Annotated in this window: 24 protein-coding genes; 16 read left to right on the top strand and 8 right to left on the bottom strand. The window is 38.0% G+C overall.

What is annotated here, in order from left to right:
• The 4 genes from A2J09_RS10040 to A2J09_RS10025 all read left to right on the top strand — a co-directional run bounded on the left by A2J09_RS10040 (window position 1) and on the right by A2J09_RS10025 (window position 4,399).
• Window positions 1-1,548 (top strand): acyl-CoA carboxylase subunit beta, encoded by a 1,548-nt coding sequence (locus A2J09_RS10040; protein WP_012295034.1) that lies wholly within the window; start codon window positions 1-3, stop codon window positions 1,546-1,548.
• Between the two features lie 128 nt (window positions 1,549-1,676).
• On the top strand, window positions 1,677-2,630 hold the full coding sequence (locus A2J09_RS10035; protein ID WP_012295033.1) for a hypothetical protein: 954 nt from the start codon (window positions 1,677-1,679) through the stop codon (window positions 2,628-2,630).
• Between the two features lie 137 nt (window positions 2,631-2,767).
• The gene (locus tag A2J09_RS10030; RefSeq protein ID WP_012295032.1) at window positions 2,768-3,883 is read left to right on the top strand and encodes a M20/M25/M40 family metallo-hydrolase; all 1,116 of its coding nucleotides are present in this window, start codon (window positions 2,768-2,770) and stop codon (window positions 3,881-3,883) included.
• Window positions 3,884-3,910: 27 nt separating this feature from the next.
• Complete coding sequence (locus tag A2J09_RS10025; RefSeq protein WP_008181662.1) at window positions 3,911-4,399, top strand: chemotaxis protein CheW; 489 nt, start codon at window positions 3,911-3,913, stop codon at window positions 4,397-4,399.
• 130 nt (window positions 4,400-4,529) lie between these two features.
• Here the strand turns inward: A2J09_RS10025 and nspC are convergent, their stop codons facing one another.
• From nspC to A2J09_RS10010, 3 genes are all read right to left on the bottom strand, one after another.
• Complete coding sequence (gene nspC, locus A2J09_RS10020) at window positions 4,530-5,669, bottom strand: carboxynorspermidine decarboxylase (protein ID WP_012295030.1); 1,140 nt, start codon at window positions 5,667-5,669, stop codon at window positions 4,530-4,532.
• Window positions 5,666-6,895: a saccharopine dehydrogenase family protein gene (locus tag A2J09_RS10015; protein WP_012295029.1), complete on the bottom strand. Its 1,230-nt coding sequence runs from the start codon at window positions 6,893-6,895 to the stop codon at window positions 5,666-5,668. The genes nspC and A2J09_RS10015 overlap by 4 nt, the downstream gene beginning before the upstream one ends.
• Before the next feature lie 227 nt (window positions 6,896-7,122).
• Entirely contained in the window at window positions 7,123-7,329 is a 207-nt protein-coding gene (locus tag A2J09_RS10010) for a hypothetical protein (protein WP_012295028.1), read from the bottom strand.
• A gap of 206 nt (window positions 7,330-7,535) precedes the next feature.
• On the opposite strand from A2J09_RS10010, the gene A2J09_RS10005 reads away from it, so the two are divergent.
• The 3 genes from A2J09_RS10005 to A2J09_RS09995 all read left to right on the top strand — a co-directional run bounded on the left by A2J09_RS10005 (window position 7,536) and on the right by A2J09_RS09995 (window position 10,831).
• A complete protein-coding gene (locus tag A2J09_RS10005; RefSeq protein ID WP_012295027.1) occupies window positions 7,536-9,251 on the top strand; it encodes a methyl-accepting chemotaxis protein in 1,716 nt (571 codons plus the stop codon).
• 87 nt (window positions 9,252-9,338) lie between these two features.
• Window positions 9,339-10,082, top strand: a complete 744-nt coding sequence (locus A2J09_RS10000; protein ID WP_012295026.1) for a tetratricopeptide repeat protein — start codon at window positions 9,339-9,341, stop codon at window positions 10,080-10,082.
• A 116-nt stretch (window positions 10,083-10,198) separates the two neighbouring features.
• Window positions 10,199-10,831, top strand: coding sequence for a LysE family transporter (locus A2J09_RS09995; RefSeq protein ID WP_031417445.1), 633 nt, complete (start codon window positions 10,199-10,201; stop codon window positions 10,829-10,831).
• 29 nt (window positions 10,832-10,860) lie between these two features.
• Here A2J09_RS09995 and A2J09_RS09990 read toward each other — a convergent pair whose 3' ends face one another.
• Together A2J09_RS09990 and A2J09_RS09985 are read right to left on the bottom strand one after the other, a co-directional pair.
• Entirely contained in the window at window positions 10,861-11,913 is a 1,053-nt protein-coding gene (locus tag A2J09_RS09990) for a Cj0069 family protein (protein ID WP_012295024.1), read from the bottom strand.
• Between the two features lie 165 nt (window positions 11,914-12,078).
• Entirely contained in the window at window positions 12,079-12,996 is a 918-nt protein-coding gene (locus A2J09_RS09985; protein ID WP_012295023.1) for a DMT family transporter, read from the bottom strand.
• A 101-nt stretch (window positions 12,997-13,097) separates the two neighbouring features.
• Between A2J09_RS09985 and A2J09_RS09980 the strand changes: the two genes are divergently transcribed.
• Window positions 13,098-13,982 (top strand): AraC family transcriptional regulator, encoded by an 885-nt coding sequence (locus A2J09_RS09980; RefSeq protein ID WP_012295022.1) that lies wholly within the window; start codon window positions 13,098-13,100, stop codon window positions 13,980-13,982.
• A gap of 123 nt (window positions 13,983-14,105) precedes the next feature.
• The gene (locus A2J09_RS09975) at window positions 14,106-15,146 is read left to right on the top strand and encodes a hypothetical protein (protein WP_012295021.1); all 1,041 of its coding nucleotides are present in this window, start codon (window positions 14,106-14,108) and stop codon (window positions 15,144-15,146) included.
• Window positions 15,147-15,189: 43 nt separating this feature from the next.
• Here A2J09_RS09975 and A2J09_RS09970 read toward each other — a convergent pair whose 3' ends face one another.
• Window positions 15,190-15,654, bottom strand: coding sequence for a hypothetical protein (locus A2J09_RS09970; protein ID WP_012295020.1), 465 nt, complete (start codon window positions 15,652-15,654; stop codon window positions 15,190-15,192).
• Window positions 15,655-15,917: 263 nt separating this feature from the next.
• Between A2J09_RS09970 and bioD the strand changes: the two genes are divergently transcribed.
• From bioD to A2J09_RS24430, 5 genes are all read left to right on the top strand, one after another.
• Window positions 15,918-16,622 (top strand): dethiobiotin synthase, encoded by a 705-nt coding sequence (bioD, locus tag A2J09_RS09965; RefSeq protein WP_012295019.1) that lies wholly within the window; start codon window positions 15,918-15,920, stop codon window positions 16,620-16,622.
• A complete protein-coding gene (bioA, locus tag A2J09_RS09960; RefSeq protein WP_031417454.1) occupies window positions 16,603-17,970 on the top strand; it encodes an adenosylmethionine--8-amino-7-oxononanoate transaminase in 1,368 nt (455 codons plus the stop codon). The genes bioD and bioA overlap by 20 nt, the downstream gene beginning before the upstream one ends.
• A 2-nt stretch (window positions 17,971-17,972) precedes the next feature.
• Window positions 17,973-18,566 (top strand): biotin transporter BioY, encoded by a 594-nt coding sequence (locus A2J09_RS09955; protein ID WP_031417456.1) that lies wholly within the window; start codon window positions 17,973-17,975, stop codon window positions 18,564-18,566.
• Complete coding sequence (gene bioB / locus A2J09_RS09950) at window positions 18,563-19,558, top strand: biotin synthase BioB (RefSeq protein WP_012295017.1); 996 nt, start codon at window positions 18,563-18,565, stop codon at window positions 19,556-19,558. The genes A2J09_RS09955 and bioB overlap by 4 nt, the downstream gene beginning before the upstream one ends.
• A 371-nt stretch (window positions 19,559-19,929) precedes the next feature.
• Window positions 19,930-20,052, top strand: coding sequence for a hypothetical protein (locus tag A2J09_RS24430; protein ID WP_008178200.1), 123 nt, complete (start codon window positions 19,930-19,932; stop codon window positions 20,050-20,052).
• 50 nt (window positions 20,053-20,102) lie between these two features.
• Here A2J09_RS24430 and A2J09_RS09945 read toward each other — a convergent pair whose 3' ends face one another.
• A complete protein-coding gene (locus A2J09_RS09945) occupies window positions 20,103-20,690 on the bottom strand; it encodes a LysE family transporter (protein ID WP_012295016.1) in 588 nt (195 codons plus the stop codon).
• A 113-nt stretch (window positions 20,691-20,803) separates the two neighbouring features.
• On the opposite strand from A2J09_RS09945, the gene A2J09_RS09940 reads away from it, so the two are divergent.
• Window positions 20,804-21,358 (top strand): helix-turn-helix domain-containing protein, encoded by a 555-nt coding sequence (locus tag A2J09_RS09940; protein WP_031417460.1) that lies wholly within the window; start codon window positions 20,804-20,806, stop codon window positions 21,356-21,358.
• Between the two features lie 46 nt (window positions 21,359-21,404).
• Here A2J09_RS09940 and A2J09_RS09935 read toward each other — a convergent pair whose 3' ends face one another.
• Window positions 21,405-22,568, bottom strand: a complete 1,164-nt coding sequence (locus A2J09_RS09935) for an aminotransferase-like domain-containing protein (RefSeq protein ID WP_012295014.1) — start codon at window positions 22,566-22,568, stop codon at window positions 21,405-21,407.
• Window positions 22,569-22,697: 129 nt separating this feature from the next.
• Here A2J09_RS09935 and A2J09_RS09930 point away from each other — a divergent pair, with 129 nt between their 5' ends.
• A complete protein-coding gene (locus A2J09_RS09930) occupies window positions 22,698-24,095 on the top strand; it encodes an aminotransferase-like domain-containing protein (protein WP_012295013.1) in 1,398 nt (465 codons plus the stop codon).
• Window positions 24,096-24,173: the final 78 nt, after the last annotated feature.

Genomic DNA, 24,173 nt, shown 5'->3' with positions numbered 1-24,173 from the left:
ATGGATATGTTCGACAAAATCAATGACTTGTATGATCGTAAGACGGTAATTGAACTTGGTGGTGGCTATGAGCGCATCGAAAAACAGCATGAAAAAGGGAAATTAACAGCTCGTGAACGTATTGATTTATTACTAGACGAAGGTACATTTTTTGAAATTAACCCATTTATTACTCACCGTACAGTAGACTTCGGAATGGAGAAAATGGAAGGCCCCGGGGATGGTGTTGTAACTGGGTTCGGTAAAATTAACGGGCGTCCAGTATACTTATTCTCTCAAGACTTTACAGTGTTTGGTGGAGCACTAGGTGAAATGCATGCAAAAAAAATGGCAACAGTTATGGATCTCGCTGCAAAAAATGGCACACCATTTATCGGTATTAACGATTCAGGTGGCGCCCGTATCCAAGAGGGTGTTCTTTCACTAGATGGCTATGGTCATATTTTCTACCGTAATGCGATTTACTCAGGCGTTATTCCGCAAATCTCAGTGATTATGGGGCCATGTGCTGGAGGAGCAGTATACTCTCCTGCAATTACAGACTTTATCTTAATGGTAGACAAAACATCTCAAATGTTTATAACAGGACCTAAAGTAATAGAAACAGTGACAGGCGAAAAAATCTCTGCTGAAGATTTAGGTGGTTCGAAAGTAAATAATGCAGTAAGTGGAAATGCCCATTTCCGTGCACCATCTGAAGAAGAGGCAATTCAAGAAATAAAAAAACTATTAAGCTATTTACCACAAAACAATAAAGAAAAAGCACCTCGTCAAGCTCGACCAGAGGGAGATGACTACCGTCCAGAAATCGTGGATACAGTGCCAATTGAAACAACACGTCCTTACGATGTACGTAAAGTCGTTGAGCAAGTAGTGGATGAAGGTTCATTCATGGAAGTTCATGCAGAATTTGCGAAAAACGTTGTTGTTGGCTTTGCACGTATTGCTGGTGAGTCAGTTGGCCTTGTTTGTAACCAACCAAAAGTACTTGCTGGAGGATTAGATATTGATTCTTCCGATAAAGCGGCTCGTTTTATCCGTACTTGCGATGCTTACAATATTCCAATCATTACATTTGAAGACGTATCTGGTTTCTTCCCAGGTGTTAAACAAGAACATGGCGGAATCATTCGTCATGGTGCGAAAATTCTTTATGCTTATTCAGAAGCAACTGTACCAAAGATTACAGTGATTTTACGTAAAGCTTATGGAGGCGCTTACGTGGCCCTGAATTCTAAATCAATCGGTGCGGACCTTGTATTTGCTTGGCCAAATGCTGAAATTGCAGTTATGGGAGCTGCCGGAGCTGCAAACATCATTTTTGCCCGTGAAATTGCGAAATCAGATGATCCAGAAGCAACACGTGCCGCAAAAATTGAAGAATATAAAGAAAAATTTGCCAATCCATATGTTGCAGCATCTCGCGGTATGGTAGACGATGTTATTGATCCAAGAGATACACGTATCAAACTGATTCAAGGACTTGATATGTTATCTACTAAACAGGAAACGCGTCCTGAGAAAAAACATGGTAATATTCCATTATAAAATGTCCAAGCCTAGTAGCTATATAGTTACTAGGCTTTTACTTTTCAAAAATTGGTATGCCAGATAATCAATGAAAGTTGAAACATTTTTCTTTTTCAACCGTACTGATATATAAGGAGTTGATATGAATGGAATGGAAGCAATTACAAAAAGAGCAGGAAAAGATTCATACACAACTAAGAAAATCGGCAAGGCTAAACGAGCAAGGACTGTTAATTGACAAGCAGATTGACTATACACAACAGGAAATCAATAAACATTCTAGGGCACTCGATCAAATTCGGTCAAAGCTCCATAAATTAGAGGGTTTCTCATTTATGAATATGATTCGGACTTGGACGGGGCAACAGGATGAATTACGGGCTGAGAAAATTGATAAAGCGGCAGTGCTTGAATTAAAAATTAAAGAAGCGAAGAAAATGCAGATGGATTTAAGCGAAGATAAGTTTCATGTAACCCAGAAATTAGCTCAGATTGATGAAATAGCATTACAGGATGAGCTTCAGAAGATACACGCTAAAAAGAAGGGCTATTTACAAAGGCATGATTCTATACAAGCACAGAGATTGGAGCATTTAGCTGAGGAAAAATTACTCACAAAGCAATTGATTGCTGAAATTCAAGAAGCAGAGGAGGCGGGGGAGGTGGCTCTGACAAAGTTGGGGCAAGCAGCTGCTTCCCTCCATTCGGCTAACGGATATTCGACGTGGGATACATTTTTTGGCGGTGGAATTATTGCAACACACTTAAAACATGATGCGCTTAATCACTCAGAAAATTATATACATAGTGCCCAAATAGCGTTACAGCGTTTTCATAATGAGTTATTAGATGTTCATGTGATGTCTACCAAGACACTACAGATCGAAACAGATGGTTTTGTTAAATTTGCTGATTACTTCTTCGATGATCTTTTTTCAGCTTGGTCGGTCCATTCCAAAATTTCAACCGCAAGAGAACAGGTGTCACGTATCCAAGATGATGTACATAATACAATTTGGCGTTTACAGGATAAACATCATAAAGCATCGAACTATCTACAAACAATTGAACAAGAGCAAGGAGCGATTTTGAATGCTTAAGCTGAGTCTGAGATGAATGTCTCAGACTTTTTTATGTGGGTAGTGTTGTGGAATGATTTCAACTCTTCTGACGTTGTGCTAAAATAATACCTATACTATAACGTGGAAAAACACGTAAACTAAGGGAGTTTTACAACATGACAAGTCGTTTAGTGGAAGAGTTTTTTGAGCTCGTTCAGATTGATTCAGAAACAAAATATGAACAAGAAATTGCACCAATATTAGTCGATAAGTTATCAGCACTTGGATTTACAGTAGTCCAAGATGACGCACATACACGTAACGGACATGGTGCAGGCAATATTATTGCCACTTTAAAAGGCACATTAGATGTTGAGCCAATCTATTTTACCTCTCATATGGATACGGTTGTTCCTGGTAAAGGCATAAAGCCATCATTACGTGAAGATGGTTATATTGTATCTGATGGTACAACGATTTTAGGTGCGGACGATAAGGCTGGACTAGCAGCATTACTAGAAATGGTCAAACGCTTAAAAGAGCAAAATATTGAGCACGGGGATATTGAGTTTATTATTACAGCTGGTGAAGAAAGCGGTCTTGTTGGTGCCAAAGAATTAGACCCATCTATGATTAAAGCAAAATATGGCTTTGCTGTGGATAGTGATGGTAAAGTTGGAGGTATCGTCACAGCAGCTCCGTTCCAAGCTAAAATTTTCGCAAAGATTATCGGTAAAACTGCGCATGCTGGTGTTGCGCCAGAAAAAGGAATTTCAGCTATTACAGTCGCGTCAAAATGTATTGCACAAATGAAGCTAGGTCGATTAGATGAAGAAACAACCGCCAATATTGGACGATTTGAGGGTGGACAGGCGACAAACATTGTTTGCGATGAAGTTACGATTCTAGCTGAAGCGCGTTCGATTGATAAAACTAAATTAGATGCTCAAACAAAGCATATGCAAGAAACATTTGAACAAGTATCTGCATCATTAGGGGCACGAGCTGAAGTTGAAGTGAAGCTTATGTATCCAGGTTTCCGTGTAACCGAGTCAGACAAAGTCGTTCAAGTGGCAATGGCTGCTGCACGTCAAATAGATCGTACACCTACATTAGGAATTTCAGGTGGAGGGTCCGACGCAAATGTAATTGCAGGCTTTGGTATCCCAACCGTTAATCTATCTGTAGGGTATGAGGATATTCATACGACAAATGAAAAAATTCCCGTTGAAGAATTAGAGAAATTAGCAGATTTACTAGTTGAGATTGTTAAAGAATCTGCCAAAAAATAATGAGTTGAATTTGAAGGGTGTGACCATATGGAAAGTGTAAAAGCAGTAGTTTTTGCTTGTGGTACAGAAGAATATGCAGTGCCAGTAGAGCAAGCGATTTCAATTGAAAAATTAGAGCAGGTAACACCTATTCCTCACTTACCTAACTATCTTTTAGGTTTTACAAGAATTCGTGGGGAACTTGTGCCTGTTCTAGACTTTGAACGAATATTATATAATCGCTCTTCCAATACAGCAACTGCTCGGGTAATTGTATTGAATACTGATGTTGTTAACTATGGGTTACTTGTTACGGAAGCTCGTGAAATTCTTGATTTAGATGAGTCAATACTTCAACAGTTAGGACTTGTGAATTATAGTAAAACTCGCTACTTTACAGCTGTGGCTAATCTTGAAAACCGAATGATTACGTATGTTGACCCAAAAATACTCGTCAATTCATTAGAAGGAATACGTGAAATTATTAATTATTTACACAAAATGCTCGAGAATGAAAAGGAAAACGTAGAGGCTTAGGCTTCTACGTTTTCCTTTAGAATGTAATTGTGAACACACCCCAATATGGCTATCACAACGTTGAAAGTTAGAAGACTATACAGCTAAAAAAGCCCTTCCTGCAAAAAAACGGAAGGGCTTTTTCATGTTCTTAAGAAAGACGACCACTGTAGTCTTCAAATTTGAATTCGCGAATAATTTTAATACCTTCTTCATCATTGTATGAAACGATAGAAGGTAGGTTAACACCGTTAAACATATGGTTTTTGACCATGGAATAATGCGCCATATCCGTAAATACCAGACGATCTCCTGGTTTTAATGGCTGTTCAAATGAATAGTCGCCTATAACATCACCAGCAAGACATGTTAGTCCACCCAAGCGGTACGTGTGGGCAAATTCATTAGCTTGACCAGAACCAATAATCATTGGACGGTATGGCATTTCAAGTACATCAGGCATATGACATGTTGCCGACGTATCTAAAATAGCAAGATCCATCCCATTTTTTTGAATATCTAACACTGTAGCTACTAAATAGCCAGTATTAAGGGCCACTGCTTCACCTGGCTCTAAATACACAAGCAGGTTATATTTTTCTTGGATATAATTAATGATGTTCACAAGCTTCTCTACATCATAATCTTCACGTGTAATATGGTGACCACCACCGAAATTCAACCATTTCATTTGATGTAAGACATCACCAAATTTTTCTTCAACTACTTCAATAATACGCTCTAACGTATCCGAGTTTTGTTCACACATTGCATGGAAGTGTAAGCCATCAATGCCGTCAAGTTGAGATTTATCGAAGTTAGCCAAAGTCGTTCCAAGACGGGAATTCGTATAGCAAGGATCGTAAAGAGCTGTTTCAATTTCAGAGTACTCAGGATTCACACGAATACCACATTCAATTGTTTTACCAGCAGATTTCACTTTATCCTTGAACTGAGCCCATTGGTTAAATGAGTTAAATACAATGTGATCCACATAGCCTAGAAGCTCGTCCATTTCATGCTCAATATAAGCAGGTGCATAAACGTGAACTTCTTTGCCCATTTTTTCGTAGCCTAGACGGGCCTCATGCAGGGAGCTAGCTGTAATGCCTGCTAAATATTCCCCTACTAGTGGGAATGTTGAATGCATAGAGAATCCTTTCAGGGCTAGTAATATACGGCAGCCTGTACGATCTTGAATTGATTTTAAAAGCTCAAGATTTTTTGTTAATAATCGCTCATCCACTACATAAGAAGGGGATGGAACTTTTGAAAAATCAATTGGTTTCATCGGCTTAATTCCTTTGCATCTAAATCAAGGTCAAGTAACTCTGGGTTATGGCTTTCTTGCCATGGTAGACCCCATTTATTTAATGCATCCATGAATGGATCTGGATTGAAATCTTCTACATTCCAAACACCTGGTTTACGCCATTCCCCGTTCATTACAAGCATTGCACCAATCATAGCAGGTACGCCAGTTGTGTAAGAAATCGCTTGTGACCCCACTTCGTTATAGCATTCTTCGTGGTCACATACGTTGTACACATAATACGTTTTTTCTTGACCGTCTTTTAGACCGCGAATGATACAACCGATATTTGTTTTACCTTTTGTGCGAGGTCCTAGAGAAGCTGGGTCTGGTAACACCGCTTTTAGGAAGTGGATTGGTTGAATCATTTGACCTTCAAATTCGATTGGCTCGATAGATGTCATACCAACGTTTTCTAATACTTTTAAGTGTGTTAAGTATTTTTCAGAGAACGTCATCCAGAAGCGGATTTGTTTTAAACCTTTAATATTTTTTGCAAGTGATTCAAGCTCTTCATGGTATAGAAGGTAAATATCTTTTGGTCCGATTTCTGGTAAGTTATAAACTTCTTTTTTCTCAAGTGGTGCTGTTTCAACCCACTCGCCTTCTTTCCAGTAACGACCATTCGCAGTAATTTCACGAATGTTAATTTCTGGGTTGAAGTTTGTTGCGAAATGATAACCATGATCTCCTGCATTTGCATCCACAATATCAATATAGTGGATTTCATCAAATTCATGTTTTTGCGCATGAGCTGTGAAAACCCCTGTTACACCTGGGTCAAAACCGCTACCAAGTAATGCAGTTAAGCCAGCTTTTTCAAACTTTTCTTTATAAGCCCATTGCCATTTATATTCAAATTTTGCCGTCTCAGGTGGCTCGTAGTTTGCAGTATCCACATAGTGCACACCTGTCGCTAAGCAAGCATCCATAATCGTTAAGTCCTGATAAGGTAGGGCAACGTTAATCACTACATCTGGTCCAAAAGCTTTAATAAGCTCAATAACCTCTTCTGTATTATCTGCGTCTACCTGTGCAGTATGAATTTTTGTTTTTCCGCCGTCTAGTTTTTCTTTTAGAGCGTCACATTTTGAAACAGTTCTACTTGCGATACAAATTTCCTCAAATACGTCCGAATTTTGAACACACTTGTGTACCACAACACTGGCAACTCCGCCAGCTCCGATAATCAATGCTTTACCCAATTGTCTACCCCCAAGTTCATAAAAGTATTGTCAAACAAGCTGATTATACAGAAATTTGATATAGTACTCAATCATTGTTTTAAAATTTTCTACAAAAAATTTAATTTTTCTACATCAATTAGACGTAATCATAATGAAATAGCCTGGAAAACATGGAAAAATCCCTGTTCTACAAAGGTAGCAAGGGACATCATTGCTTGAAACATCAGAACTGAGCATCACTCTTTTTATTTTAAAAATCGACTTGATATTTGTTGCTTTTCATCTCCCCATACATAAAAGAAAATCACAAGTAATGTACTTAGAAATCCCATTACTAGTCCATACGTACTGAGGGCTACATGTACTTGGCTTTGCATAGCATAAATGAAGATAGCTCCTATTGTTAGCAAATTTCCAGTAATAAGCGATACAAAATGAAAACGTTTATTCATTGTAAGCCCCCCTAGTAGATGATTTATTGAATGCCTCATAATTAAGTTAGTGAACCCCAATTATTGCATAATTCAGAACTTTTATCCAATGTTTTTGTTTCTTTAGAAAAAATAAAGATGCTTTTTAAATACATCTTTTTATAGTATGATGAAAAAATAAGGGGAAAATTTTTAGATTATTACAAGAAAGGGGGAGAAGATGAATCGTGAAATTACGAAATTCATTAACTTTTCAACTTGGAACGATTATTGCTGGTATTTTAGTGGTCATGCTAGGGATTACATCGTTCGCTACATACATAACTGCTTACAATAAACTGTATGATGCTGCTGGTGTGGAGGCATATGGATGTGCCAATATTACAACCGGTTTATTATCTCCTGAGCAGATGGACAAGGCCATGCGTGGGGACCAGGCTGCTCGGGAACGTATTGGGAATGATTTAAACTGGACAACTGGACACAAAGATATTTTTCAAACTCAATATATTCTGTCCCTTGATGGAACATTGTTAGCGCTGGATGACCATTTAGCCGAGAAAGGTTTTGCACCTGGGGATTCTTTCTATCTTGATAAAGAGGCGATTGATAGGCTGTTACAAGATAAGCATCCAACTTATTCTCAGCCCTATACATTTGCTGGCATGGATCGCTTATCAGGCTATGCCCCCGTTTTCAAAGACCACGATTCGAGTAAAGAGATTATTGCCATCAGTGTCATCGATTTTGATGCCAATATTGTTAAGGAACGTACATGGGATGTTGTTCGGAGCGGCATATTAATTAGTATTTTCCCTGTGCTAATTGCTTCAATTATTACAGGGTTTTTAATCCGGCGAAAAGTGAAGCCAATTAGTGTCCTTATTCAACAAGCCAAAGAAATTGCAAATGGCAATTTAGCGGTAGCGGAAACAAAAATAAACAGCAAGGATGAGGTTGAGGATTTAGCGAAGACATTAAATCGTATGACAGCTAGCCTGCAAAGTATGATCATGACCATGCGTTCTACCTCTAATACACTTGCTAATAATGCAGATGAAACCGCTTGCACCTTAAACGATATGACGAACACAATTCAAGAGGTCGCTCATAATATCGAAGAAGTAACAAGCACTGTGACGGCAGGTATGCATCACGCTGAAAATGCTACCGAAGTGTTAACCTCCTTAGCTAAGGACTTGCAGGTAATCCAGAACAATGCTACTGATAGTGCTCATAATGCACGAGAAACTATGAAACTAGCAACAGATGGAGAAAGGCTAGCCAAAGATATAAACAATGATATGGCATCGATTCAAAGTGGTTCAGATGAAGTAAAGCATACTGTTGAAAACTTAGTTACGTCTGCTGCTAAAATACAGGCAATTACAACATCGATTGCTAGTATTGCATCACAAACGAATTTACTAGCCCTGAATGCTTCTATCGAGGCGGCTAGGGCAGGAGAGCATGGAAAAGGCTTTGCGATTGTTGCTGAGGAGGTGCGAAAGCTAGCAGAGCAGTCCAATGCAGAAGTATTACAGGTTGAACAGCTTATTCAGGATATGCTGAAACATGTTCAGCAAGTGATGTCATCAACGAATGATAATACGCAATATATTGAAAAAGGAACAGAGACAGTTGGTTTGACAGCACAATCCTTAGGAAATATTTCAAGCGCTGTAGCGAAGACAGTTGAGGAAATAATAAGTATTTCTCATGCAGTGACTGCTGAAAATGAAAAGTCAGCTCAAATTGTCCAGATGATACAACAACTAACAGAATCCATTAGAGACATTGAGGAAGCCATGAATAGAATTACCTTAGCAGCCCAGCAAACAACAGCAAGTATTGATGAGGTTGCACAAAGTTCGAATGAAACGACCCATATGGCACATACACTAGAGCAACACGTAAAAGCATTTAAATTAAAAGAATTGTAGAAAAATTAGGATAAGTTATCTTTTGCTTGCCTGTCTAAGATGGTACACTATCCATAAGATTTTTCTTTTAGTGAAGGTGAGGATTTAATGGTGGTAAAACAAATGGATGAGCAAGTACAGCAAATAAATGACTTATTTTTAAGTGGTCAAGTAAAAGAGAGCTACCAGCTAGCAAAGGAGATACTTGCCAGCCAAATAAATTTAACTGACGAGACCCATCAACTTATTCAGCAACATGTTGCATTACTGGAGGCAAATGGATATGCCGATATGCCTGAAACGACTGATGAAAAAATAATGCAAAGTAAAGAACGTACAGATGGTTCGTACCCAGAGCGAGATGTTCTTACAGCCTATATCGGTACTCAAGATGATGAACAGTTTGGGAAAGTAATAGAAGAATTATTAGCAGGACCCATTGAAGCACAGGCAAACGCTTATTATACGATGGCTGAATATTACGTCCTTACTAAAGAACAAGACAAAGCGATGGTTCAATTTGCAGAGGCTATTAAATTACAGCCTAACAAAGGTCTGTATTGGGGTGCTTTTGCTCAATTTTTAAATCGTCATGAGGGAAGCCCTTATTTAGCACTTAGACTAATTGAGGAGGCTATAAAGCTAGATGGTATGAATCCTCGCTGGCACTATATTCAAGGTAATATTTTTTTACAGCTTGTAGCTACTACAAAAAATTTAAGCTATTTACCTGCTTTAGAGGAGGCTTGGGAGAGAGCTGAAAAACGCTGTTCTACAAAGCAAATCACCTTGAAAATGGATCTTGTGAAATCGAATGATGTGTTAAGACAATGGAAAAAACAAATGCTATAAATCTAGAAAAGAGACGTTAAACTATTAATAATTATTTCTTTTTAAGTATATTTATGCTAATGTAGAAGTATAAACGGACGTATGAAGCTTATCGATGACATGAAAGAAGTGTTTTTTTGAGTTTATATGTAGCGTATGTATTGGTGGGACTTGCCATTGCCATGCCTGTAGGTGCAATTACAGTCGAAATGACAAAGCAAGGACTTAAAAATGGTTTTCTGCACGGCTGGGCTGTAGGGCTTGGTGGCATGACCATTGACATCGTATTAGTTTTTGCCTTGTATATGGGATTAGCCTCCATTTTGGCTATGCCTATGGTACAGCTTCCGATGTGGATCATTGGAGCGGGCTTTTTATTCTTGTTAGGGTATGACTCTATTAAGAATGCCGATCATGATATTACATTGGCAGGAGAAAAAGTAACCAAGTCCTTTTTTGCTTCTTACTTGAATGGATTATTGGTAGCTATATCCCCTGGTAACCTTGTTTTTTGGGTCAATGTATTCGGCGTTGTTCTAGCTAAATCTTACGGACAAGGGGAGCAAACAAGCTTTTTAATTATTGCTGCTGGTGTCCTGAGTGGAATTTTACTCCACGATATCGGTTTACTAACTATTGTCTCAGTTACGCGTAAAGCGATGAATCGGAAGATGATTAAAACATTTACGATTGTCGCAGGATTCTTGTTATTTGGCTTTGCTGGTTATTTTATATATGAATTTATACAAGCAATTAAAATTTATATATGAAAAGTGCGATCTCTCAGATCGCACTTTTTTTATGATGGAGTAACTACAATTGTCTGCTCTTGGAGACAAGCCAAAATTTCTTCTGCTACTTGATGTGCTAAGGAGAGCTCTGAAGTAAAGCCCACACATGAACAATTCATTTCACCTAAAATATAGCAATCCTTGCCAGCTTCATCTGTGTCTAACATAAAATCAGCTGTCCAGATAAGAGGTAAGTCATATCCTCCTAACAGGTTCGTTACTTGAGGTAGCTGTGATAAAAAGCTTTCGACAAGCTCAGGCCAATCCTCTGGTTGATCATAGCGATATTGTGCACCTGAGAATAATGTTGCACTAAAGGCATCCTCAGTATTAGCAGGTTTTTTATGTACCACGTGAACGGGGTGATTGCGCAACATCAATAAGCGAACTTCACCTTCTGTAATACGTGGAAGAAATCGCATATCGATTAACATACCATTCAATCCAGTAATATATGGCTCACAAAATGTCATGAAGTCTCCGAGAGACCAATATTCAACATGATTATCTTTTGCTTCGGTACATTTAATTTGTGCATCTAATGGAACTTCGGTAATTCCTTCGGCTAGAGGCTCTACTAATTTTACACGCCAAATACCTTCACCCGTAGAACCACGATTTTGCTTCAGAACACGTTCTGTTAACGCTAGAGAAGTAGGAAATTGTGCTTTAAATGCTTCGATTGTATAGTAGGCAAATGTATCATCAGGTACTAAATTGGTAGCAGTAAGCTTTGATAATACATCTTTAGAGCCATAGCTAATCATCGCATCGGGATGTGGCATGCCGATGACGCCTACTTGGCAAAGTTCTCGAAGCATCGCGAAATATTCTTCCTCATGCTGCAAGTTGCCGGGGTTTATACGGGATACATAGGCAGCACCATGTTCCTTTACGTAGTCAAAAATTTGCTGTTTTTTTGCAATATCAAAAAATAACACCTCTGCATCTTGCCCACGTTGCTTTAAAGCTTCCACCATTGGCATTGTATCTGGACGATAGCCATCTGATCCTTTGTCTGTGCCACCTTCAACCTCAAAAAAAATAACTTTTTTATTCATAACTAATACCTCCCTTTTTATTTGTCATTTATTTTCAGTATAGTAGACAAACAAGGAGAAAAGATATATGAAATATGTAAATTTTATGTATTAATTCATATAAACCAATATTTAATATAGGAGGTATTGACTACTGACAGTCAGAAAAATCAGATATTAAGGTGTTTAAGCCTGTTTCTTTTGAAACACTGTGAGATATAGAATCATTAGAAGAATTAGTAAAGTACCAATAAATTGGTAACCTCCAAAGCTTATTTTTAACCACCATACACTTGTGATGACAGCCATTAGTGGTTCTAAGCTTCCTAATAAGCTTGACTCCTTTGGGGATAAATAATGCAAGCTAGCAATATAAAACCAAAACGCTAGCATTGTGCCGAATATAATAATAAAAAGAAAATAGGCAATCGTAGAAAATGTCCAGTTCGATACATCAATAGACCATGGTTGATGGAAGAAACTCATAACAATCCCACCGATGACCATGGACCAACCTACAACAAGTAAGGAATGGAATTGCTGTAAAAGGGGAACAGCATATAGTGTATAAAAGGCAACTGAAAGTCCTGATACTACACCCCAGAATACGGCCATAAAAGGTACTGACAAAGTTGAAAAGGACCCATTTGTTAATAATAAAAAAGTTCCAACAAGTGTAAGTGTAACGGCAATACTATCCTGTTTTGTCAAAGGGCTTTGCTTAGATAAAAAGTAATATGCCATGATGAACAAAGGTGCTAAATACTGTAGAAGCGTGGCTACCGCTGAATTTCCAATGGAAATAGACATCATATACGTATATTGGACAGCAAGCATGCCTAATAAACTAAATAATAATTGTCTCATGGCATTTTGTTTTGTCCGCCACATGATAAAGATTGACTCATGTCGATGGGTAATTTTATATATTCCTATGAGTAATAGACCAGACAAAAGTAGACGACTAGAAACTAGCCATTCTACAGCTATTTGCTCCTCCTGAAATAGTTTTTGGGCTACGGTTCCACCGATTCCCCAAAAACTTGCCCCAAGGATTACTAGTAAAAAACCGAGGGTACGATTTTTTTTGATGATTTGATTCATTGACGAACATCTCCTAAACTATCAATATAAGGTGATTATAAGATGTCCGGAACAGAATAAATATCGTATTAACACATTAAAAATATCAAAATATTGAGGTGATGAGGTTGCCTTTAACCCATATAAAAATTGCGAAAGATTTGCAAGAGCTAACATTGCACGGATCAAAAGAATTTCCAGTTGCCTTGTATGAAACGACCATGAACATGGATAGTATGGATTTTCTACCGCTCCATTGGCATAAAGAAATTCAATTTGTTTATCTCAAAAGCGGATGTGCTAAGTATCGGGTAGGAGCGAATGTTTTAGTCTTAGAGGAGGGGGAGGGGCTATTCATCAATACCTCAGAATTACATGAGGCGAAGCCCTTTCAAATGGAGCATGCGATTGTTTACTGTATAAACGTGGACCCAATAATCATTGGAGGGCATGATGGCAGTATTTTTATGACTAATTATGTTCAACCTTATTTAACTACTCATCGACAGCCCTACCTTAAACTTACGAAGGAGTTAACTCAAAAAGTGGCATGTATGGCTGATATATTACAAAAGCAAGAGGCCTTTTATCAACTTAAAGTATGGAGAGAGCTACTATACATTTGGGAAGTGATGTTAACCCAATCCTTGCTGACGGAGGAAATTGTGGACCCCTCAATTATTGTGCAACAAGAACGGGCTAAAGCGATGCTGAATTTTTTACATACACACTATCAGCAAAAAATAACGCTAGAGGATTTAGCGAAGCACGTGTATTTAAGTAGGGCTGAATGCAGTCGGTATTTTAAGAAAGTAATTGGACTGACCCCATTTACTTATTTATTACAATATCGACTTCGCAAAAGTATTGAATTATTGAGGGATGACGAGCAAAATGTCACTATTATTGCTGCCAATACAGGCTTTAGTACTGTCAGTTACTATATTGAGAAGTTTAAAGAATATACAGGCTATTCACCACATGTTTATCGCAAGAAATTTCTGTAAAGTTTTAAAATGTGAAAAATTATTGAACATCAATGGAAAAAATATAATCATTTATGCCTGTAATATATACATAATTCACCATTTACAATAAAGTGTAATTAATAGTGTGTAGGGGGCGTTAGAATGATGGTTTTAAGGAAAAAGCAAAATATATGGCTAGCTCTGTTATTCATCGTGCTAGTCAGCAATTATACGCTTTATAATTCGGGTCTTGGTTCGGTCATCTTGCCTATCGAAACAAATGGAGTTGTTTTAGGTTCCCTCATTGATTTAGTAGTTGTCATACCTATATTATGGATGCTTTATAAAGGGAAGTTCTCATTAAAGCAGTCCATATTGTTAGTCGCAATTGGCTGTATTGCCGCACGTTTTATCATTCCAATTGAGCATCTTCAGCCATTTGTGGCAGTCACGTGGGCAGGCTTTGCTCTTGAAGGTATTATGATCGTGTTAGAAATTTTACTCATTGCTACACTTGTCCGCTATCTGCCAAGAGTTCTAGCTGATGTACGTGCCAGTTCATTACCAGATATATTTTCATTTTCAAAAGCTGTAGAAAAACAATTTCCGCAGCATCCTGTCATTCAAATGATTTGTTCGGATTTACTTGTCCTTTATTATGGGGTTGCTAGCTGGAAGCGACAAGAACGCCTCGGTTTTACTTTGCATAAAAATTCAAGCTATATCGCCTTTCAACTTATGATTATCCACGGTATTGCGATTGAAACGATTGGCATTCACTGGTGGCTACATGAGAAGTCCATGATTCTTTCCATTGTTTTGCTCATTCTTAATATATATTCAGTGATCTTTTTGATCGCAGATATGCAGGCGATTCGATTTAATCCTGTATACGTAACAGACGAAACAATATATATTTCGCTAGGTTTAATGAAGCGTACAGAAATCGATTTTAATAAAATAGAAGAGGTTATAGAGGATAAGGGTCAGTTAGAAGGAAAATTATCGAAGGATACGATAGATTTCGTGGCACGTGATTTTGGTGAGGCTTATCCGCACGTCATTTTAAAAATGAAAGAGCCAGTGGAAGTGACTTTTATGTTAGGCATTAAAAAACATTATAATCAAGTAGCGATTAAAGTTGACCAGTCACAAGAGTTTAAACAAATGCTTCAACTAAGAATGTCAAAGTATTTTGCCTAAATAGATAGCCAACGTTTTGAATAAAAACGTTGGCTTTTTTTATTTAATCAAGGTCTGCGATTGCATGTAAAATGTCATCGCGGATGGCTTCCCAAAATTGCAGCTGAACCGAGTCACAATACGTATAAAGCTCTTTATGCTGAATGTGATCGTATAGAGCGGCAATGTCTTCTTGATGGAAGGACAGTCGATGATTTAGGTTCGCTCGTTCTTCCTCCAGACAAAATAATTTATAAATATCAGCTAGGCGCTCAAGTTTAGCTAGTTTTTTTGTCATCGCTTCATATTGTTTTTGATGAAAGCGTCCTACTGCAGAGGTCATCGAAATTTTTGCACGATGTTCCGCTTGAAGACTACGACACTCCTCCTGACGAATAGCTACACGATACCAAAATTCATAGCGAGTTGGTAATTCTTTTAGTTCATAGGTAAGCAATGATTTTAAAATTGAATGCACTTGTTCATATGTATCAATGCTTTTTTCTGCGTCTTTAAAAATCCCAAACATACAACCACCCCCATATAGTGTAATACTACACAACTAGATAAAACTCCTTTCATTTAAGAAGTATCTCCTGCTTTATTTTATGAGAAAGCAAATTCAGTTAGCGCATTCCTTGAAAGGGTTAAATTTTCAAGAAGCTATGACAAGATTTTGCTATTTTTGTACAAGTTTCTGAGAAATTAAAGAATAGGCATTTACAAAAAGAAAATAAATGTGTTAACTTTTAAAGTGTCTCAGGTTAACTTAAAAAGAGGGGGAGGTTAACGATGCAACATTTTTGGGTAGTCGGTACTGATACAGATGTTGGTAAAACGATTGTCACGACACTGTTGATGTGTCAATTGCAAAGGTTGGGGTTGGAAATTATACCTTTCAAGCCAGTGCAAACAGGCGAGATATACGACAATTTGCATAGCTATTATGCAGATACAGCTATGTATGAAAAGTATTCCTTGCAAGTGTTAAATAAAGAGCATATGAATGGCTATTCGTTTAAGGAGGCCGCATCGCCACATTTTGCTGCTCAACTGGAGGGACAGCAAATTGATGTAGAAAATCTTTTACAGCGTATTCAATTCTTACAAGAATCCTATGATGTTGTTATAGCTGAGGGAGCAGGGGGATTGTTTGTGCCTTTAGATGTTCAACAAAGCATCACACTGCTTGATGTCATTGTGAGCAGCAAATTGCCAGTAGTGCTTGTTACAAGGACAACCTTAGGGACAATCAATCATACCTTGTTAACAATGGAGGCATTGCAATCACGCCAGATTGACGTTCTTGGTATTGTTTTTAACGGTGACACGGGCAGTATGATGGAACAGGATAATATTCATACGATTTTACAGTACCATCCATTGCCCTATGCGATTATCCCACGTCTTCAGGATATTTCAGAACTAGCGAATATCAACATTACACACACAACCTTATTTGAAAGGCTTTATGGAAATGATCCGAGAAATAACTGACTTACAGGCTAGAGATTTACGGCATATTTGGCATCCGTGCTCACAAATGAAAGATTATGAAGCATTTCCACCTATCGTTATAAAAAAGGGACAAGGTGTGTGGCTTTATGATGAGCATGACAAACGCTATTTGGACGCTGTTTCCTCCTGGTGGGTAAATTTATTTGGACATGCCAATCCGCGTATTAGTCAGGCCTTAAGTCATCAAGCCTTTACATTGGAGCATACGATTTTTGCTAATTTTACACATGAACCGGCTATCCAATTAGCTGAAAAATTAGTCGCTTTATCACCACCTGGTTTACATAAAGTATTTTTTGCGGATAACGGCTCTTCTGCCGTCGAAGTGGCATTGAAGATGAGCTTTCAATACCATATGCAGACTGGAAAACAAACAAAAACTCGGTTTCTAGCGTTTACAGATGCGTATCATGGTGAAACCGTTGGTGCTTTATCTGTAGGAGGGGTAGGGCTTTACAATGAAGTATTTGAGCCACTTTTATTGGATACTGTACGTGCCCAGGGGCCGGATTGTTTTCGTTGCCCGTTCCAAAAACTACCAGAAAGCTGTGATGCACCATGTAGTCATTTTGTAGAAGAACAGCTTAAGATGCATCATGAGGAAATCACGGCTGTTATTATAGAACCACTTATTCAAGCAGCAGCGGGGATGAAAATGTATCCACCCATTTATTTACAACGGCTACGAGCATTATGCTCACAATATGATGTTCATTTAATTGCAGATGAAATTGCTGTTGGGTTCGGCCGTACAGGGACAATGTTTGCCTGTGAGCAGGCCAGTATCACACCAGATTTTATGTGCTTATCAAAAGGCATAACAGGAGGTTATTTACCATTATCCGCTGTTCTAACAAGTGATCAAGTTTACAACGCATTTTATGATGAATATGGAACGATGAAAGCATTTTTACATTCTCATAGCTACTCTGGCAATACGTTGGCATGTCGTGTGGCGCTTGAAGTATTAACAATATTTGAAGAAGAACAAATAATGGACATGATTCAACGCAAGGGGCAACAAATGCGTCAGCTAGCAATGGAAGCATTTGGTCATATGCCTTATGTGGGTGAATACCGACAAGTTGGTTTAGTGGGGGCTATTGAACTTGTTGCAGACCGTCAGACGAAAACGCCATTTGCAAGTGAAGAGAGAATTGGTTACCAAATTTATCAGCAAGCATTAGAAAAAGGTCTACTCATACGACCTCTTGGCAATATTTTATATTTTATGCCACCTTACATCATTACAAATGAAGAAATGACTTTCATGATTAATACAACGAAAGAAACGATTGAACAATTTTTCAAAGACAGGGGGGAATAAAGTTGGTTAGACGGCACTCCACATTAGCATTAGTCATGATTGCCATGTTTGCTGCTTTAACGGCTATAGGAGCTTTTATTAAAATCCCTTTACCCATTGTACCGTTTACCTTACAAATTGTTTTCGTCTTTTTAGCAGGTTGTTTACTAGGTAGCCGCAATGGGTTTTATAGTCAGCTTGTTTATATCGGCGTTGGCTTAGTAGGGCTACCTGTTTTTACGCAGGGCGGGGGCATCACGTATGTTTTACAGCCGACATTTGGCTATCTTATTGGCTTTGCTCTTGCCGCTTATGTAATTGGAATAATCGTTGAAAGAATAGAGAAGCCAACGAAGAAACATTTTATTGGAGCGACAATCTTAGGGCTTTTCATTGTATATGCCGTAGCTGTTCCATATTTATATATAGCTTTAAACTTCTGGTTAGATATGAAAACAAGCTGGTCACATGTTTTAGTTGTTGGCTTCTTAAGCAGTATCGTTGCTGATTTTGGCTTAGCTATTTCAGCCGGCTTATTAGCTGAGAAATTGTATAAAGTATTTCAGTCAGCTAGAAGAGTAAGTATTTCTCAAGGGGAAGGGGAAACTATGATATGAATTTTTTACAGGTAGCACAGGAAGTAATTGATGGCAAAATCATTAGCAATGAGGAGGCACTTGCTATTTTAAATAGTAAGGATGATGAGCTATTACAACTCATGGACGGTGCCTTTGCTATTCGTCGGCATTATTATGGTAAAAAAGTAAAGCTCAATATGATTATGAATGCTAAAAGCGGCTATTGCCCAGAGGATTGTGGCTATTGTTCTCAATCCTCTAAATCAACTGCACCTATTGAAAAATATCCTTTTATTACGAAAGAGGAAATCTTGGCTGGTGCAAAAAGAGCATTTGACAACAAGATTGGAACGTATTGTATTGTGGCAAGTGGTCGAGGGCCCACACGGAAGGATGTCAATGTCGTAAGCGAGGCAGTTGTAGAAATTAAAGAAAAGTATGGCTTGAAAGTTTGTGCCTGCCTTGGCTTGCTAAAAGAAGAACAGGCACAGCAATTAAAGGAGGCAGGGGTGGATCGTTACAACCATAATTTGAATACCTCTGAGCGTCACCATTCCTTCATTACAACTTCACATACGTATGAGGATCGTGTTAATACAGTAGAGATTGTTAAAAAACATGGTATCTCTCCTTGTTCGGGTGCCATTATTGGGATGAAGGAAACAAAGGAGGATGTCGTCAATATTGCGCGTGCTCTCCATCAATTAGATGCCGATTCTATTCCTGTTAATTTTTTAAATGCGATTGATGGGACAAAGCTAGAAGGGACTAAGGACTTAAATCCACGCTATTGTTTAAAGGTCTTAGCGTTATTCCGTTACATCAATCCAACAAAGGAAATCCGAATTTCGGGTGGACGTGAAATCAATCTCGGCTGTCTACAGCCGCTGGGCCTCTATGCAGCGAATAGTATATTTGTTGGGGATTATTTAACAACTGCTGGTCAGGAAGCAAATAGTGATTATCGTATGTTGGAGGATTTAGGCTTTGAGATTGAATTAACACAAAAGCAAGAAGCAGCATTTTGCTAGGGGCTATAGAAATAAAATCTACTACTACAGTTAAAACCGTACGCTTGTACGGTTTTTTTTTAGGAGATGGATAGAGCTATAATGGCGATGGATAAAGAGCGAAATATAGAGGATAGAAAGCAAAAAGTGACGGATAAACCTAACATCCCATATCCTTTATATACCTAAAAAATAAAGAAATTCACAAATTGTTCAATGTAAGCGGTTTGAAATTGAACAGTTTGTGAAGACCTTCACATAAAGCTTTCTTTTTCTAAAATTCAGCGTAAAATAAGTATTAAGTAAGGGATTGTTGTAAAACAGTTGACGAGAAGTCGCATAAATTTTGGTGATTGTTATAGTACAAAAAATAAGAGAAGGGAGCTTTTTACATGTGGGTTATTACAGTATTTGATAAAAAGGATGTTCGTATTTTTGAGTATGCAAATAAAAATGAGGCAACGGAAGCTTTGGCGAAATTCAAAAAAAATGCAGTTTTAACATATACAAAATAAAAGTTCAGTTCTTTTTTACTTACAGCCCTCGACAGTTGAGGGCTGTTTTTTTAATGAACAACAATTGAAATGGCACTATACACAAGTAATAAAGCCATGATGATATTAAATATTTGTCGATGCTGTTGCAATAGTTTTTGGAAAACGGACCCACATAATGCCCAACTGAACGTACTAATAATTCCTACGAAACCTAAAAGGAGTGAGAAAAGCAGATAGCTTATGTAGGAAGAATAGTAAGGAAGGATGTAAGTGGCAACAACGGTAATCCCAAATAGTATTCCTTTTGGATTGATAAATTGTAAGAAGGTTCCTACAAAAAATAAGTTCCGCTTTTCTTCGACCTCGTTGTTTGCGTCCTGCTCTTTGCTTGTCACAATTTTAAAGGCTAAGTATAGCATATAGCCGACACCAAAAATGGTTAAGGGTAATTTAATAATCGGTATAATATTTTGCATGATTATGTTGAAAAAGCTACTCAAAGTAATAATCATAAAAAAACCAATCCCTACACCTAAACAGAAGGGCAAAGTTTTTGATAAGCCGTGCTGTTTGGCAAATACCATAGCCATAAAGTTATTAGGACCAGGGGTGAAGCTTGTAATCGTAATAAATACTAAAAAGGAAAATACAGGCAAATACCATCACCTCATTTATGTTGTATGTTATAATGTCCGAAATGGACATTATAATGTTGTTTGTTTTATTATACATAACGTACGTTATATTGTATATAAACGGAGGTTAGATGATGGAGGATATTCAACTGATTTTTGCTCGAAATTTAAAGACTATTCGAGAGAGAGAGAAATTAAGTTTAGAGAAAGTATCACAACTTAGCGGTGTAAGTAAAGCTATGATCGGGCAAATTGAAAGAGGGGAATCGAGCCCGACATTAACGACCATTTGGAAAATAGCTAATGGGTTAAAGGTTTCATTTACAGAGCTCATTCATCAACCGCAGGCAGAGACAGAGCTCATCTTAGGCAAGGACATTCATGCAATACAGGGAGATAATGGGAAATATGTCGTCTACCCTCATTTTCCTTTTCAAAAGGATAGTCGCTTTGAAATTTATAGTATCGAGATAAAGGAGAAGGGAACATTACACGCTGAGGCGCATAGAGAAGGAACAGTGGAATATTTAACCGTTTTTGATGGTGAGTTAACGATTCGAATACAGGAAAAGGACTATCGATTAGCAAGCGGTGATGCAATCCGTTTTAAAGCTGATTGTCCCCACACATATATCAACCCAGGGAAGACTTTAACACGTCTCAGCATGACCATATACTATCCACATTAATAGAACCGTATAAACGCCTTTCAGAGCGTTTATACGGTTTCATTTTTTACAGTATACTTGCTAAACGTTTGATACCCTCGCGGATTACTTCAGGTGTTGCATTTGTATAGTTTAATCGCATAGTATTCACGTTCGTTTTAGATGTATAGAATGGATCCCCAGGCACGAAGGCCACCTTTTGTTCCATCGCTTTATGGAATACATCAAGAGCTGGTGTACCATCCTTCATTGTCGCCCAAATGAACATGCCTCCCTCTGGTCGTGTATATTCAACATGAGGAGGGAAAAATTCTTGCATCGCAGCAAGCATCGCTTCTGATTGATTTTTATACAAACTAATTATTTTATTAACATGTTCCGTGTAATCATTACTTGCTAAATAATCATAGATAACATATTGCGAGAAAATATTAGTATGAAGATCAGAGGCTTGCTTAGCAGTTTCTATATGCTGTAAAAGCTCTTTGTTTTTTGTAATGATAAACCCAAGGCGCATGCCAGGTGTGACTGTTTTAGAGAAAGAACCTAGTAAAATACTATTTTCTAATTTACCAGCACCGATATATGGAAGTGGCTCGCCTTGGAAACGAAGCTCCCCATACGGATCATCCTCAATTAAAGCAACATCGTATTTGGCAACCAATTCGTAAATTTGCTCACGCTTTTCTTTCGAGTATGTGAGACCAGTTGGATTTTGGAAGTTTGGAACGGTGTAAATAAATTTTACATTTGGTTGTTGTAGGGCTTGCTCTAATTCTTCTAGATTAAGACCATCGTTTTCTAGTGTTACCCCATGGAAGGTTGGTTCAGCTAATGTAAAGGCTTGAATAGCTCCTAAGTAACCAGGCTCTTCAATAATAATGCCATCGCCCTTATTAATAAGCACCTTTCCAATTAATTCAAGTGCTTGCTGTGAACCTGTTGTAATAAAGACGTCGTCAGCATGTATATCAAGTCCGTGAACACGTTGATATTTAGCAGCAATGTACTCTCGTAATGGTGCATAACCTTGTGTTGAAGAATACTGAAATAGGCGGCTACCGTTTTTTGTAATAGCGTGATCTACTGATGCTCTTAACGCATCAATTGGGAAAGAGATAGGATTTGGAAGCCCGCCTGCAAAGGAAATGACATCCTCTGCATCTGTCACTTTTAAAATATTTCGAATAAATGAGGATGGAGTATTTAAGATTCTTTCAGAATATTGCATAATGATCGGTCCTTTTTTTCTGATTTTTTAAAAATTATATCATTGTCATCGATTGCATACAATATTATCATTGTATGCAAGACAATTAAACTATTGTATGCAAATTAATAGAAAGAAGGCGCTTTGCGAATGCCTATTAATTCATTTGATGCGTATCCTATGAGTTGGAAGCCAGATATTAGTAATAGCACGGCTCCATTATATATAGCCATTGCACAACAGCTAGAGGAAGACATTAAAGAAGGAAAGCTAACGCCAGGAACAAAATTACCACCACAACGCGAATTAGCCGATTTTTTAGATGTGAATTTAAGCACGATTACACGTGCATTTAAGCTCTGTGGACAAAAGGGATTAATATATGCCTCGATTGGTAGTGGTACATTTGTTTCAACGGATGCAGCTAGCAATAAAATTTTATTACCAACAAACCGTACGACCCCCATGATTGAAATGGGCTCCGTATTACCAGACAACTTTGTCAATGAGGATATTACTCGCTATATGAAAAAAATGGTAGGTGAACCTAGCTTCAATAAACTATTTCAATATGGACGACCTGAGGGCAATGCATGGCAAAATGAGGCCGTGCTAAAGCTCTTCGAATGGGTGAACTTTCAAACAGATCAGCCCATTTTGCTTGGCGCGGGCGGACAAAATGCCATTGTCGGAACACTTGCGGCATTATTCCAGCCAGGGGATCGAATTGGGACAGATCCCATTACTTACGCTGGGATGAAAACGGCCGCGAATATGCTAGGCATACAGCTTGTTGCTATTCAACAATGCCGGGGCGAAATGACAAAAGAAGGACTGTTGTATGCTTGTAAAAATGAACATATTAAAGGTATCTATGTCATCCCTGATTTTCATAATCCAACAACACATACGATGTCGGTGGAAACAAGAAAAATGATTGCGGAAGTAGCTAGACAGAAAAATTTGGTGGTCATTGAGGATGCAATTTATAGTTTTCTAAAGGAAAAACCATATGCACCGATTGCTTCCTATGCACCTGATAAAGTAATCTATATTGCTAGCCTATCGAAAACCATCTCACCAGGGTTACGACTCTCCTTTATTGTCACACCTCCTGCTCTTCGTAAAAAAATAATGGAGACTCTCTATAATATCAATATATCAGTCTCTCCAATTATGCTAGAGCTTGCAGCAAGATTGATACATGAGGGGGTCGCACAAACGATATTGGAAAAACATCGAGCATATGCAAAACAGCAAAATGCACTAGTTAATCATTATTTAGCAGAGTATCACATTCTAGGTGATGAGGAATGTATTTTTAGATGGCTCCTCTTGCCAGACAAATTCACAGGTGTACAATTTGAATTGCTAGCTTCGAAAGCCGGTGTACAGGTATATGCAGCAGAACGATTTGCAGTCGGCAATGCAAAGCCAGTAAATGCTGTGCGTATGGCGATAGCAGCTCCCGAATATCAGCTGGAGCAAGCATTAATTATCTTAAAGGATATTCTCGAAAGTAATGGTGACTATGCATTTGTTGATTAACCGTCCTATTTATTTTATGAGCAAGCCTATAGCTATGGCAGGTATCAATGTAATCCCGCAGAATGTATATAATTTTTT

It is taken from the genome of Lysinibacillus sphaericus (genome assembly GCF_001629735.1).
GTDB lineage: Bacteria > Bacillota > Bacilli > Bacillales_A > Planococcaceae > Lysinibacillus > Lysinibacillus pinottii.
Note: the sequence above shows the minus strand (reverse complement) of the source record. Positions and strands in the feature narration are given on the sequence as shown.